The organism is Gelidibacter pelagius (assembly GCF_017581925.1).
In the GTDB taxonomy this organism is placed as follows: Bacteria; Bacteroidota; Bacteroidia; order Flavobacteriales; family Flavobacteriaceae; genus Gelidibacter; species Gelidibacter pelagius.
In genome coordinates this window covers 1-13,146 of record NZ_JAGEVG010000030.1, presented here as the reverse complement: position 1 = coordinate 13,146, position 13,146 = coordinate 1, and the positions used below count along the sequence as shown (strand labels likewise).

11 protein-coding genes and 1 tRNA gene are annotated in these 13,146 nt (G+C 37.8%); 4 read left to right on the top strand and 8 right to left on the bottom strand.

The features are described from left to right. Nucleotides 1–9: 9 nt before the first annotated feature. Nucleotides 10–396 carry a YtxH domain-containing protein gene (locus tag J4051_RS17850; protein WP_208235244.1) on the bottom strand — a complete coding sequence of 129 codons (387 nt, stop codon included), beginning with the start codon at nucleotides 394–396 and terminating at the stop codon, nucleotides 10–12. Between the two features lie 241 nt (nucleotides 397–637). On the opposite strand from J4051_RS17850, the gene J4051_RS17845 reads away from it, so the two are divergent. Together J4051_RS17845 and J4051_RS17840 are read left to right on the top strand one after the other, a co-directional pair. Beyond that, the gene (locus J4051_RS17845; RefSeq protein WP_208235243.1) at nucleotides 638–2,002 is read left to right on the top strand and encodes an NAD-dependent succinate-semialdehyde dehydrogenase; all 1,365 of its coding nucleotides are present in this window, start codon (nucleotides 638–640) and stop codon (nucleotides 2,000–2,002) included. A 467-nt stretch (nucleotides 2,003–2,469) separates the two neighbouring features. Continuing rightward, nucleotides 2,470–2,937 carry a hypothetical protein gene (locus J4051_RS17840; protein ID WP_208235242.1) on the top strand — a complete coding sequence of 156 codons (468 nt, stop codon included), beginning with the start codon at nucleotides 2,470–2,472 and terminating at the stop codon, nucleotides 2,935–2,937. A 180-nt stretch (nucleotides 2,938–3,117) separates the two neighbouring features. Here the strand turns inward: J4051_RS17840 and scpA are convergent, their stop codons facing one another. From scpA to J4051_RS17810, 6 genes are all read right to left on the bottom strand, one after another. Continuing rightward, nucleotides 3,118–5,334, bottom strand: coding sequence for a methylmalonyl-CoA mutase (scpA, locus tag J4051_RS17835; RefSeq protein WP_208235241.1), 2,217 nt, complete (start codon nucleotides 5,332–5,334; stop codon nucleotides 3,118–3,120). 175 nt (nucleotides 5,335–5,509) lie between these two features. Beyond that, a complete protein-coding gene (locus tag J4051_RS17830; protein ID WP_208235240.1) occupies nucleotides 5,510–6,880 on the bottom strand; it encodes a methylmalonyl-CoA mutase subunit beta in 1,371 nt (456 codons plus the stop codon). Then, on the bottom strand, nucleotides 6,873–7,151 hold the full coding sequence (locus J4051_RS17825; RefSeq protein ID WP_317192743.1) for an FtsB family cell division protein: 279 nt from the start codon (nucleotides 7,149–7,151) through the stop codon (nucleotides 6,873–6,875). The genes J4051_RS17830 and J4051_RS17825 overlap by 8 nt, the downstream gene beginning before the upstream one ends. 46 nt (nucleotides 7,152–7,197) lie before the next feature. Then, nucleotides 7,198–7,806, bottom strand: coding sequence for a uridine kinase (gene udk / locus J4051_RS17820; protein ID WP_208235238.1), 609 nt, complete (start codon nucleotides 7,804–7,806; stop codon nucleotides 7,198–7,200). Between the two features lie 49 nt (nucleotides 7,807–7,855). Continuing rightward, a complete protein-coding gene (locus J4051_RS17815; RefSeq protein ID WP_236027584.1) occupies nucleotides 7,856–8,263 on the bottom strand; it encodes a c-type cytochrome in 408 nt (135 codons plus the stop codon). After that, nucleotides 8,260–9,369 (bottom strand): PQQ-dependent sugar dehydrogenase, encoded by a 1,110-nt coding sequence (locus tag J4051_RS17810; RefSeq protein WP_208235237.1) that lies wholly within the window; start codon nucleotides 9,367–9,369, stop codon nucleotides 8,260–8,262. The genes J4051_RS17815 and J4051_RS17810 overlap by 4 nt, the downstream gene beginning before the upstream one ends. A gap of 114 nt (nucleotides 9,370–9,483) precedes the next feature. On the opposite strand from J4051_RS17810, the gene J4051_RS17805 reads away from it, so the two are divergent. Further along, nucleotides 9,484–9,558: transfer RNA gene (locus tag J4051_RS17805), tRNA-Pro, on the top strand. A 215-nt stretch (nucleotides 9,559–9,773) separates the two neighbouring features. Beyond that, nucleotides 9,774–11,039 carry a site-specific integrase gene (locus J4051_RS17800; RefSeq protein WP_208235236.1) on the top strand — a complete coding sequence of 422 codons (1,266 nt, stop codon included), beginning with the start codon at nucleotides 9,774–9,776 and terminating at the stop codon, nucleotides 11,037–11,039. Between the two features lie 155 nt (nucleotides 11,040–11,194). On the opposite strand, the gene J4051_RS17795 is transcribed toward J4051_RS17800, so the two are convergent. Then, nucleotides 11,195–12,289, bottom strand: a complete 1,095-nt coding sequence (locus J4051_RS17795; RefSeq protein WP_208235235.1) for a Fic family protein — start codon at nucleotides 12,287–12,289, stop codon at nucleotides 11,195–11,197. Nucleotides 12,290–13,146: the final 857 nt, after the last annotated feature.

Below are 13,146 nucleotides of genomic sequence, written 5' to 3'. Positions count from 1 at the left end.
AGTGTAAAATTATGATTTCTGTAGTTTCTTGTTTTTTTCTTTTAAAGTTGCAAGTTTACTTTCCAATGTAGTAATTACATCTTCAGTCTTATGGCTTGCATCAGACACAATATATTCTACTTTTTCATCTAAGGTCATCTTTTTTGCTTGTACAGAATCAACAAAGCTATCTTTTAAATGCGATGCTCTATCAGCCAGATGTGATGCTTTATCAGCAATCGTATCTCTTGCAGCCATAGCGCCTTCAGCAAATTTATCTTTTGCAGCTAAGGCTTCGTCTGAAATTCTTTGTCTTGTATTCACTCCCTTATCTGGTGCAAACAAGATTCCTAATGTTGCTCCAATTGCAGTACCAGCCAAAATGCCGATAAGCGTATTATTACTATTATTTCCCATAATATCGTTTTTATTTTAAATTGTTAATATTGATTTTTTGAGTTTCACCAAAATTATAGCAGAAAAAACACAACTATTATCTCAAAACAATAAATTTTTGACTATTACACTATTGCTGTTGCAGTCTTTAAAAATTTCGTATATTTTTGGTAATGACCCTTATTATAGTATAACAAAAGTAAGTCTGATAACCTAAATGTTAAGGTCATTTATAACGAATTTAACATTAAAAATCTCCATTATGAGCAATTCCATTAAAACTATTAATCCATTTAACAACGAACCTATTAAAGAGTATAAAATTCATACTTCTGAACAATTGGCTCAAATTTTAGACAACTCCAAGAACGCCTTTGGTAAATGGCGGCAAACATCTATTAAAGAGCGTTGCAGACTCTTGATCAACATAGCACAAATTTTAGAAGACGATAAAGAGGATTTAGCCAAACTCATTAGCTTAGAAATGGGCAAACCAATATCACAGAGCATATCCGAAGTAGAAAAATGCATCACTTTATGCGATTTCTATGCTACTAATGCCGAAGATTTTCTGGCAGATGAACTGATCGATACAGATGCCTCAGAGAGTTTTATAAGTTATGATCCGTTAGGTACGATCTTAGCCATCATGCCATGGAACTACCCTTTTTGGCAGGCTTTACGATTTGCTATTCCAACTTTGACGGCAGGCAATACCACCATTTTGAAACATGCTTCCAATGTTACAGGCTGTGCATTGGCCATTGAAAAACTTTTTGAAAAAGCTGGTTATCCTCAAGGTTGTTTCAGTACAATTATAGCCAATCATGATGCAATTGAAAAACTCATAGCAAATGATATTATTAAAGCAGTCACCTTAACGGGAAGTGAAGAGGCTGGCAAAACTATTGCAGCGATCGCTGGTAAACATTTAAAGAAAATGGTTTTGGAATTAGGTGGCAATAATGCGTGTATCATATTAGATGATGCCGATTTGGATAAATACATGGATACGATAGTAAATGCCAGAATGCAAAATGCAGGACAAAGTTGCATTGCTGCCAAGCGATTTATTGTTACAGAGCCTATTTATGACGAATTTTTAAAGCAATTTAAAGACAAAGTAGCCAATCTAAAGTATGGTGACCCAATGAATGAACAGACAACCATTGGAACTTTGGCGCGAGCTGATTTAGGAGAAGTTTTAAAAAAACAAATCGATGGTTCCGTTGCCTTAGGCGCAACCGTAATTTCGGGCAACAAACAAGATAAAGCATATTTTGAACCGACCATACTAACTGATATTACTACGGACATGCCCGTTTTTAAGGAAGAAACATTTGGTCCTGTTGCCCCGATCATGAAGGTTAAAAACACTGAGGAAGCATTTAAGATGGCCTCTGAAACAAGATTTGGCTTGGGCACCATGGTATTCACCCAATCTATTGAAACTGCCCAAAACTTTATTGATACTATAGAAGATGGCGCCTATTTTGTTAATGAACTGGTGAAATCTGATGCACGGCTACCGTTTGGAGGCACAAAAGCATCGGGTTATGGAAGGGAACTCTCAAAGGAAGGCATCCATGAATTTGTCAACCGTAAGACAGTTTTTATTAAACACTAAAAAACCTAACAGACCAATAACTCGTCTGTATTATAAAGTAGAGTTTTAATACCAAAAATTTAACCACAAGTAAAGAATACTTTTAAAAAGCAAATAGAATAACGCATTGTGAACTTGGCCTAACTCTTTGCATTAAAAAATATAGCAAATTAACTTTTATACTTTTGACAAGATAATTGATACTGATGAGCTCTTTAAGAACTAAGCTGGCAAAATACGCTATTATATTTTTTAAAGAGATACAGTCAGAAAACCCACCACTTCCATCGCTATCATCGTCTGTTTATTTTTACTAAGTGATTTACCTTACTTTCATTTTTAATGGTTGTACGACTATCTTAATCTTTCTTGTTCAGGAGACACCATTGCACCCTGATGCGCCATTTAAGTACAACTTATTTGAAAAATGTCACATAATTTTTGTAAATTAGAGAGGCATTGTTTCTAATCATTAAAACCTGAGCGCTATGAAGATTCTATTCTTATTGATATCATTGATTACCCTGAGTGCTTGTAACGAAGGTAAAAGCGCAGATAACACTATTAAATCGGAGGCGCAGGACGACCAGGCGCTGAAACTTAATGGCACTTGGGAAATGGTGAGCTATTATAATTACGTTGATAACGAAATTGTTGATTCTTTTCAAACCAACATTGGTTATAAACAGGTGAAAATGTACACGGACCGTAAAGTCATGTGGAGCAAAAATGTTCCGGGAGATTCAACGGAATGGTTTGGTTATGGAGATTATACGGCAGACGATAACGAACTTACTGAAATATTAGAATACGGTTCAGAAATGATGCGAAGGATTATTGAAGAGAAACATGAATTCAAGTACGAACTGGTACTCGATAAAAACAAATTCAGTCAGATTGAAATTGATGATGAAGGCAATCGCCTTTATTCTGAAAACTACAGACGGATTGAATAATTGAGCATATTCACGGATAATATTTTTGTTCCTACCAGTAGATTTAATATCCCAAGGCTTGTTTGTCTGGGCTGAAAAGGCTATTCCGCATTCATACCTCGTGGGTTTACCTCGTTATATTTAATTTCAATATTACATATACTTTGGATTACCTCAGCTTTCTCTTAAAGTAAAAACCCATCAATCCAATAAAATTTCTAGGATCTGAATTGCAGTTTCACTAATTCGTGTACCAGGCCCAAAGATAGCAATGGCACCTGCATCAAATAGATATTGGTAATCTTGTTTAGGAATCACGCCACCAACAATAACCATAATATCATCCCTTCCGTAGTTTTTCAACGCTTCGATGACCTGCGGCACCAAAGTTTTGTGCCCTGCTGCCAATGAAGATATACCCAGAATGTGAACATCATTTTCCACGGCTTGCTTGGCAGCCTCTTCCGGTGTTTGGAATAGCGGACCAATATCCACATCAAAACCAACATCAGCATAACCAGTGGCTACTACTTTTGCACCTCTGTCGTGCCCATCCTGTCCCATTTTTGCAATCATGATACGCGGTCTGCGTCCATCTTGTTCTGCAAATTTATCAGCAAGTTCTCTTGCTTTCTTAAATGAGCTATCGTCTTTAATTTCTTTACTGTACACGCCTGAAAAGGATTTAATTTGAGCTTTATAACGACCGAATTCAACTTCAAGAGCATCACTGATCTCACCCAGAGTAGCACGCAACCTTGCTGCTTCTACGGCTAAAGCCAATAAATTGGTATTCCCGCGAAGGCGGGAATCTTTTATATCAGCTTCAGAATCGGCATTAGAATTTGAAATAACTTTTGCCGCTGCCGTCAAATTGGCCAAGGCTTCCGCAACCTTTTCTGAATCACGCTCCGTCTTCAATTTATTTAAACGCTCTATCTGTGAAAGTCTGACCGTTTGATTATCGACTTCAAGAGTTGATATAGGATCTTCTTTGTCCAGTCTGTAATTATTAACGCCCACAATAATATCTTGCCCCGAATCAATCCGTGCCTGTTTTCTGGCAGCAGCCTCTTCTATTCTCAATTTTGGAATGCCCGCTTCAATAGCTTTGGTCATACCTCCAAGTTCCTCAACTTCTTCAATCAGTTCCCAAGCTTTTTGGGCGATATCATGAGTCAGCTTTTCAACGTAATAACTTCCTGCCCACGGATCGACTGTTTTTGTGATTTTGGTCTCGTCCTGTAAGTACAATTGGGTGTTTCGCGCAATCCGTGCTGAAAAATCCGTTGGCAATGCAATCGCTTCATCCAAAGCGTTGGTATGTAAACTCTGAGTGCCACCAAAAGCCGCAGCAGCCGCTTCAATAGTGGTACGTGCAACGTTATTAAAAGGATCTTGCTCGGTTAAACTCCAACCGGAAGTTTGGCTGTGGGTGCGTAGCGAAAGTGATTTCTCATTTTTAGGATTGAACTGTTTGACGATTTTTGCCCATAGCATTCGGGCCGCACGCATTTTTGCGATTTCCATAAAATGATTCATGCCAACGGCCCAAAAGAACGATAACCGTGGAGCAAAGGTATCAATGTCCATGCCTGCTTCAAGCCCTGTCCTAATATATTGTAAGCCATCTGCCAGTGTATAGGCCAGTTCAATATCGGCCGTTGCCCCTGCCTCTTGCATGTGGTATCCGGAAATGCTAATGCTATTGAATTTAGGCATGTGTTTACTAGTGTATTCAAAAATATCAGACACTATTTTCATAGATGGTGTTGGCGGATAGATATAGGTATTCCGCACCATAAATTCCTTTAAAATATCGTTCTGAATGGTACCTTCCAGCTGTTCTGGCTTCACACCTTGCTCTTCTGCAGCCACGATATAAAACGCCATAATGGGCAAAACAGCACCATTCATGGTCATGGAAACCGACATCTTATCCAAAGGAATCTGATCAAAAAGAATTTTCATATCCTCTACCGAATCAATGGCAACACCGGCTTTACCAACATCGCCCACCACACGAGGATGATCGGAATCATAGCCTCTATGGGTCGCCAAATCGAAAGCTACCGATAACCCCTTTTGTCCCGCGGCCAAATTTCGTCGGTAGAACGCATTACTTTCTTCCGCCGTCGAAAAACCAGCGTACTGACGAATGGTCCAAGGTCGGCGCACATACATGGTGGAATATGGCCCACGGAGGTTGGGCGCCATTCCTGCAATAAAATTGAGATGGTCTACATTTTCTAAATCCGCTTTGGAGTATGTGGATTTGATAGGGATGTCTTCAGCGGTGAGGAAGGTTTCTGGTTTCTTGTTTAAAGTTTCAGGTTGGGAATTGTTTACAGATATTCCTCCGTCATCGGTCTTCGGTCTTCTGTCTAACGTGATATGTTGTAAATTCTTTCTACTCATTTCTTTTGTCTTAAAAGATATTAATGTCACTGTCTTTAAACGAATGACATATCAATTTAATCACAATTTTAGATTCCTACATCGACGGAAGATTTCTGGTTTACAATTTCAGGATTACAAGATCAATCTGCCATTACTCATCGGTCATCGGTCTTCCGTCTTCCATAAGTTCCTTCTACTCATCTTCCAATCGCTTTTGTTCCACAGTTTCTGCTAATCGTCTTTCAATAATAGGCTCAATCAAGGTCTTAATTGGATTTTTCTTAACGAAAGGATACAATGCCAACTCATGTTTCATTTTATCATCAGGGTTGGGATGCCTATTAGTTCCCAATAAGATCAATTCTCCTTTATCAAATTGGCCCTGCTCTTTTACAGCACTTTCCTTAATCTTCTTTTGGATAATCCCTTCTTTAAGTTGATGTAAAAACCCACCATTGGCTTCAATATCCTTAAATAGCTCCAAAGCTTTTTCAGCAAGTTGCTGGGTCAGGCTTTCTATATAATAAGCACCATCTGCAGGGTTATCCACCTTATCAAAATAACTTTCATGTTTTAAAACCAATAATTGATTTCTCGCCATGCGCTCGCCAAATTCATTGTCTTTATGGTAAATAGCATCGTAGGGTAAATTACAAATCATATTGGCGCCACCAAGAATGGCACTCATACATTCCGTTGTTGTACGCAACATATTGGTATTATAATCGTAAAGCGTCTTGTTACGCTTTGTTGGAATTGCAAATATGTAGCACTCAGTGTTAAATCCGTAAGCTTCCGCCAAAGTTGACCATAATTCTCTTAAAGCACGAAGTTTGGCGATTTCAAAGAAATAATTACTGCCTACTGCAACATTGAATGTCACTTTAAAAGTTTGCTTTTCCTTATCCGAAAGGACAGCGTCAAAATGATTTAAATATTCGTTGGCATGCGATAGCGCATAGGCCAATTGCTGCACCATATTAGCACCAGCATTTTGATAAAGGTCCATATGAACTGTAAAAGCATTCGTATCCTTTACAATCGCTTCCAACTCAGCGTGGTCTGTTTTCAGATTTTTGAACCAATTGCCTGATTTGGCGAGGTTGCCAATAATATCCGTGCCGATATTGATGTTGGCCATATTAGGTGTAAATGAAAATTGTTCAATAAATTTTGCAGACAGAAATTGACATTCGAAAAAAACAGGGATATTGGTTAAATTGATATTGACCAAAAGATCTTTTACTACGATGGCTTCAGAAGGCAAAATAAATTTGATACTTTCTGCCCCGCGTGCAATGGCATTGATAGCCTTAAGGTTTGATTTTTCAACATTCGCCACATAAATAGTTTGACAGATCTGCCATTCTGTAGCTTTTGTACGAGAAATATTTGGTAGTTCCTTAAATTCGTCAGCATGATAAAAAGGTTTCACATGGATACCATCATCCGTCTTCCAAATAAGCGTTTCATTATAATCGGCGCCTTTTAAATCGTATTGTATGAGTTGCTTCCATTGTTTGGAGGATACTTCCGAAAAGTCTTCAAATAGCGTTTTAGTCATGGTCATTTTGATTTCCTATACTATCCTCATATTCGATAATATAAATTTCCTCATTTTCCTTCTTCATATAATATTTTTCACGTGCCAAGCGTTCCAGACCCTCTTCTGTACTCAAGGCCTTGATACCCTTTTTGTCTTTTAAGATCTCTTTTTTATAGTAATCGCGCTCATTTTCCAAAGCGTTCATTTCTGAATTCAATTCGTGATGGATCAAAAAGGAGTTGGCATCAAAAAATAGCATCCATATAGCGAATCCCACAAATATGATCACATATAGATTTTTAAAGCGATTGATATGTTTGCGATTGATCTTCAAGTTATACTAAACGTTGGTTAATTATGGATTTTACGATATCAACCGCCACAGTGTTGTATTTGTTGTTGGGAATGATGATATCTGCATATTCTTTCATAGGCTCGATAAACTGTTGATGCATCGGCTTTAAGGTATTTTTATAACGTGCCAAAACTTCATCCAAGTCACGACCCCGTTCAGAAATATCGCGTTTCAGCCTTCTGATCAAGCGTTCATCGCTATCGGCATGTACAAAAATCTTGATGTCAAACATTTTCCGTAATTCCGGATTGGTCAAAATCAAAATACCTTCCACAATCATCACTTTTCGAGGACGTGTTAAAATTGTATCCCCTGTTCTATTGTGTTTTAAGAACGAATATACGGGTTGGTGGACATCCTTTCCTGCTCGTAAATCCCTCAAGTGCTTTTCCAATAATTCAAAATCGATGGAACGTGGGTGATCAAAATTAATTTTCTCACGTTCATCAAAGCTTAAATGCGTGGTATCCATATAATAGGAATCTTGTGAGATCACGCCTACTTCACCCTCAGGCAATTCATTTAAAATTTGGTTGACGACGGTGGTTTTACCGCATCCTGTACCCCCAGCTATTCCAATAATGAGCATCCTTTGTTTTTTAGATTTCAAGGCAAATTTAACCAAATATAAAGAACTCCTATGGCTCTATTTTGGAAACTTCAGTAACGGTTACCATTTTACCATCTTCATTTCCCCAGGAATTTAGAATATAATTCATCACATCTGCAACTTCATCATCATAAAGCCCTAAAGCCGCCATGGCACTGTTGTATTTCACGCCATTTACCGTAATTTCACCAGACAGTCCATATTTTACTGCCTTAATACTTTCTTCTCGCTTTTTCATTAAGTAATCAGAATCTGCTAAAGGTGGATAAACTTCGGGTACACCTTTACCGTCTGGCATGTGACAGCTCATACAAAAATCATCATAAATGGCAGCACCTCTTACCATACTCTCCTTGAGTTCAGGGGTTTGTGCTGGAGCACTATTGCAAGCGAACAACAGACTTAAAAATATAAATGATAGGTTTGTTTTTATCATTTTTTGTTAGGCAATAATTTAACAATTCCTAAATTTTCAATGCCTACATAAATATAACCATCAGGACCTTGGTTAATAGTTCTTACACGTCCCAAGCCATCTAAAAATCGTTCTTCTTTCACTACTTTCCCATCTTTCAATACCACTTTATCCACGTATTGAAATTTTAAAGAGCCCACCAATAAATCACCTTTCCAATCGGGATATATATCACTGGCTATAAAAGCCATTCCACTGGGTGCTATAGAAGGATCCCAATAATGAAGCGGTTGCTCCATACCTTCTTTTTCAGTGATATCTGTGAACTTTGTGCCTACATAATTTATACCATAACTAATGACAGGCCAACCGTAATTTGCACCTTTTTTAATGATATTAATCTCATCACCACCTTTTGGCCCATGTTCATGTGTCCAAACGGCACCAGTCACAGGATGCAGCACCATCCCTTGAGGGTTTCGATGTCCGTAGGAATAAATCGCTTTCTTAGCGTTGGGTTCATTTATAAATGGGTTATCGGCAGGAATTGAGCCGTCGTCATTTAATCGATATACTTTACCTCCATCCCTTGTAATGTCCTGCGGATTTACGTCTCTGTCTCCCCTATCACCAATAGTAAAATAAAGATAACCATCATTATCAAATACAATACGTGAGCCAAAATGTTGCCCTTTGGTCGTATTAGGTGTGGCCTTATAGAGTAATTCCTTATTGGTAAGCGAGTTGTTTTCAAGTTTTGCGCGCATCAATGCGGTATTGCCACCATTGCCTTCACCTTCTGGAGAAGCGTAAGTGATGTAAATCCAACCGTTTTCGCTATAATTAGGATGCAATGCAATATCCATCAATCCGCCCTGACCTCTATTGGAGATCTTTGGGAGTCCTTGAACTTCGGTTTTATTACCATCTTTAAAATGAATCATCTTACCTTCTTTCTCATTGATCAACATTGAGCCGTCGGGTAAAAACACAAAGCCCCAGGGAATCGTTAATTCAGAAACCACCACTTCATATCCATGATCATTATTAATCGGATTTTTATCCTGAGCACAGGATATAAAACCTATAAATGCAAATACCAAAATAAAATAATTCTTAATTTTCATACAATTAGTCTTTAAAGTCTAAATTTAGAAATAATAATTGTTACTATTTAAAGAAAAGGTATATATTTGCACCTCGATTTTGAAGAATCGAGCGATTATTGAAGATAACCAATTCGGGGTGTAGCGTAGCCCGGTTATCGCGCCGCGTTTGGGACGCGGAGGTCGCAGGTTCGAATCCTGCCACCCCGACAAACCTAGCAATAGGACAAACTAAAACACTGTTAATCGTATGATTATCAGTGTTTTTCGTTTTTAATGATATCACTTGATATCATATAATATCAACTAAAAGGTGTACAATTCGGTGAACACTTTCTTACCAAAATTGTCGTAAATTTAAAGGACTTTAAAAACGATTTGACTTTTGTCTTTAAAACATTTTTGTTTAACCAAAGACATCAACAATGCAGACAAACACCACCTTTGCCGTGATTTTCTATACTAGAAAATCCCGAAGCAACGCGGAGCAATTGAATATTTTTGCACGCATCACCGTCAATCAAAAACGTTCAGAAATCAGTTTAAAAAGGTGTACACTTTTAAGGGAATGGGACAGCAACAAAAACAGGGCTCGTGGAAGCTCCTACAAAACAAAAGTGCTCAATACCTACTTAGACCAGGTATACAGCCACTTATTGGACTGCCATAAGCAATTACTGGAAGAAGGAAAGATCGTTACCGCCAACGCCGTGAAAGCGCGTTATTTGGGTCTGGACGAGAACCATAAGACATTGACCGAGCTCATGACGTACCATAACACTAACATGGTCAGCATCCTGAAATATGGCACCATGAAGAATTATTACACTACAGAAAGGTATCTGCTGAAGTATTTGGGCAAAGTTTCAAAAGTGGATGACATTTACCTGAAACAATTGAACTATCGGTTCATTTGTGATTTTGAGCAGTTCCTGAGAGCTTACAGAAATGCAAAAAAAGAATTAGTGCTGTCCAACAATGGGGTTATGAAACATATGGAACGCTTTAAAAAAATGGTCAACCTTGCCGTTAAGTTGGAATGGATTCCAAAAAATCCGTTCAACCAATTTCAGCTTAAGTTCGATAAATTTGACAGACAGTTCCTTACTGAGCGCGAACTCGAACTGATTGAGAATACGCATTACACTAATGAACGGTTGGAACGAGTTAAGGACTATTTTATATTCTCCTGTTACACGGGACTGTCCTATGTGGATGTCAGGGAACTGACCCTGAACCATATTACTCGGGGCATCGATAACAACTATTGGATCTTTACCAAACGTGAAAAAACAAATGAAACGGTCAAAATTCCCATTTTGCCCAAAGCCTTGGCAATTATTGAAAAATATAGGGATGAAGCCGAAAAAACAAACAATAAAACCATCCTTCCACTCAGCTCCAACCAAAAGACCAACAAATACCTAAAGGAAATAGCAGAGGACTGTGGTATCCATAAGAATATAACGTTCCATGTTGCCAGACATACCTTTGCAACTACCGTCATGCTCTCCAATGGCGTTCCCATTGAGACCGTATCAAAGCTCTTGGGGCATAACAAGCTGTCAACAACACAGATTTACGCCAGGGTCGTAGAATCAAAGATAAGCGAGGACATAGACAATCTGCTGATAAGGTTTGAAACGAAAAAGTTGGAACCAAAGGCCCAAACCAAACAAACATTTTTTTAAGGATAATGAATTTCCTTTCAATGCGCTCCTCACAAGGCTACGGGAGTGTATTGAAAGGAAATTTCAGCTAAAATTAAATTTCAAAATCACTCTCTCCCTTTAATTAATAAATAACGTACCCTTTTGATGGATAGCTTTTACGCACTATGACGTTTCTAACCTTTCAAAACCTCCAAAAGTCTAAAATTCAAGTACAGTTTTTCCTTACCCACATGCTCGCTCCTTAAAAATCCTTCTTTTTCTAATTCCTTGAGATAATTTCCAACAGTCTTCAAGTTACCCAGTCCTGCATTTTCCAAATGGTTTCTTTTTGTATATGGCAACCTAAACAATTGCTCCATCAAGTCCTTTGAATATATCCTAGGCAGTAGTTTCTGGATTTCAGTTCCCATGGTATTCATGAGTTTTTCAATTTCAGCAATTTGTTGCCTTCCCTTCGAGGCGGTTTGTTCGACCATATCTAGCATGTACAATATCCAAGCCTCCCAATTGCCTTCCTCTGTGACGTTACGAAGATTGGTGTAATAGTCGTTCTTATGTTCAATTATATAGCTACTGAGATACAGCGCTGGCAAATCCATGAGCCCTGCCAATTTTAGATATAGCAACAGAATAATTCGTCCTGTACGACCATTCCCATCAAAAAACGGATGGATAGCCTCAAACTGATAATGGATGATTGCCATTTTAATTAGAGGATCCAGATCATCTTGAGAATGGATAAAATCTTCTAGGTTTTTTAATTTTCCTCTAATAATATTTTCCCCTTCCGGTGGTGTATAGATTACTTTATTCGTCACAGGATTTTTCAATTGTGTCCCGGGAGCGTTTCTTATGCCGGAGTTATTTTTCTTGATTATCCGCATGATGGCGATAAAAAGATTGGTGGTGAGCATAGGTTTTTTCGTTATCTCTTCCATTCCATACCACAGTGCGTCCTTATAGTGCATTACTTCCTTGGTTGCTGGGTTATCATTTTTTTTCTCTGCAATTGAGGCTTTGAACAATTCGTCTTGGGTTGTTATTATATTCTCAATGGCAGAACTTGCCCTCGCTTCCTGCAAATTGATAGTGTCAATGAACAATATGGGGTTTGGCAAGTTGGTTATCGCTCCTTTCAATTCGGATAATGCCCTACTTGCCATGATGGTTTTTTTGAGAATAGCTATGCTTTCTATTTCTTTTTGTGGTGGTAGAAGTGGTAGACTATTATATGGTGCACTCGGATTATATAAGGTTTTATCTTCCATACTTTGGTTGTTTATACGAGGGCATCGAACACCTTCGACATTAATACAGGTGTAAATATAGTCAAATATCGCCCTCGTTTTTGAATTAAGGATAATTATTGCCCGCGATAATATTCTTATCAAACCTCTTGTAATAATTTGACTGCATAGTCTGGTTGTGTAGAAAGGGCAATTCAGATAATCAGCACAACGGTAACTATAATTATTACAGTCTGCCAACATATAGAAAATAGATTTTGATTTCCTCAGGTTTCAATTTCAAAAACAGAATTTTAATTTCACGAAATCATAGTGCCCAAGTATCTATTTCAATTCAAACGGCTTTGGCAAAAGGGCTTTTGGCTGGCTTTGTTTTTCAAAAGTTTCTTCCAATTTTTTTAGTAATTTGGAGTTCACACATGAAATCAAAAACCCCATATAATAAAAATTTTACTTTAAAATCATTCTTGTCTTTCTGAAAGCTTTACACGTTTCCACTTTTTCCTTGTAGAGATAGTTGCTATTGAAAAGAAAAAAATTAGCATTATGTACGATCTACAATATGTGAATTGAATAGTTTTCTGAAAACTCTTATACACTGTTGGACAATATCCAATTTCCCAATAAAAAACTCGATAATTAATCAATTGTCGCAAATTCTTCCCTGTTTACTGGCTGTTGGAGGCGATTTGTTGCAAATTAATGAAAAGGGAAAAATGGATGTGTTTCTATGTGACTGATAATCAGTATATTGATGTAAAGTGGTTATATGTAACATCGCGAAGCGTGTTACCCTCTTGCTATTCCCCTTAGTTTTACATTAATAGTTTTCATAGAGGTATTTATGATTGAGTTGTCTATTTAATTACTAACTTATT

Bases quoted from the DNA above. Each gene is read 5' to 3' on its own strand.
- J4051_RS17850 (WP_208235244.1), bottom strand. From the start codon at position 396: ATGGGAAATAATAGTAATAATACGCTTATCGGCATTTTGGCTGGTACT.
- J4051_RS17845 (WP_208235243.1), top strand. From the start codon at position 638: ATGAGCAATTCCATTAAAACTATTAATCCATTTAACAACGAACCTATT.
- J4051_RS17840 (WP_208235242.1), top strand. From the start codon at position 2,470: ATGAAGATTCTATTCTTATTGATATCATTGATTACCCTGAGTGCTTGT.
- scpA (WP_208235241.1), bottom strand. From the start codon at position 5,334: ATGAGTAGAAAGAATTTACAACATATCACGTTAGACAGAAGACCGAAG.
- J4051_RS17830 (WP_208235240.1), bottom strand. From the start codon at position 6,880: ATGACTAAAACGCTATTTGAAGACTTTTCGGAAGTATCCTCCAAACAA.
- udk (WP_208235238.1), bottom strand. From the start codon at position 7,806: ATGCTCATTATTGGAATAGCTGGGGGTACAGGATGCGGTAAAACCACC.
- J4051_RS17815 (WP_236027584.1), bottom strand. From the start codon at position 8,263: ATGATAAAAACAAACCTATCATTTATATTTTTAAGTCTGTTGTTCGCT.
- J4051_RS17810 (WP_208235237.1), bottom strand. From the start codon at position 9,369: ATGAAAATTAAGAATTATTTTATTTTGGTATTTGCATTTATAGGTTTT.
- J4051_RS17800 (WP_208235236.1), top strand. From the start codon at position 9,774: ATGCAGACAAACACCACCTTTGCCGTGATTTTCTATACTAGAAAATCC.
- J4051_RS17795 (WP_208235235.1), bottom strand. From the start codon at position 12,289: ATGGAAGATAAAACCTTATATAATCCGAGTGCACCATATAATAGTCTA.